A 577-nucleotide genomic window follows, 5' to 3' on the forward strand; every position below is an offset into this window, starting at 1 on the left:
GATTGCGCGGATTTACAATCCGTGCCCACAAAGTAAGTCATGAATTAGATTGTGGAAATTACTTTTAGAAACTACAGTTGAAATATTAATTAAAAAGCACAAAAAAGGCGGTTAGAATCTCTAACCGCCTTTTTATATATGTTATTGATTAAGCTTCTTTAACTTCTTTCGCTTTCCATACAAAGTAAAATCCAATAAGAATAAACGGAATACTCAACCATTGTCCAGTTGAAAGTGCGTTAAAAATAGGATATTGTTCAAAACCACCTTGACTTTCCTTAACAAATTCCACCACAAAACGAATTGACCAAAGTAAAATTAAGAACAATCCAAATAAATAACCCGCTTTGTTTCTAGCTTCCGTTTTCCAGTATAAAAACATCAAAATAGCAAACACAAAAACATAACAAATGGCTTCGTATAATTGAGCTGGGTGTTTTGGTGTTACAGCAGCTAATAATTCGGTAAATTGTGGATTAGTTTCAATGGCTTTGTAAGCTTCGTTAACATCGCCAATTTGGGTTTGTTCCATCGCTTCTCTACCATTGTATTTATCTCTTAAGAATTTAATTCCGAA

1 protein-coding gene is annotated in these 577 nt (G+C 33.1%); it reads right to left on the reverse strand.

What is annotated here, in order from left to right:
* Nucleotides 1-148: 148 nt before the first annotated feature.
* Nucleotides 149-577, reverse strand: a 429-nt coding sequence (locus GFJ99_RS13320) for a prolipoprotein diacylglyceryl transferase family protein (protein WP_203228801.1), incomplete at its 5' end; no start/stop codon positions are given.

The sequence above is a fragment of the Flavobacterium sp. LMO6 genome, from assembly GCF_009495795.1.
GTDB lineage: Bacteria > Bacteroidota > Bacteroidia > Flavobacteriales > Flavobacteriaceae > Flavobacterium.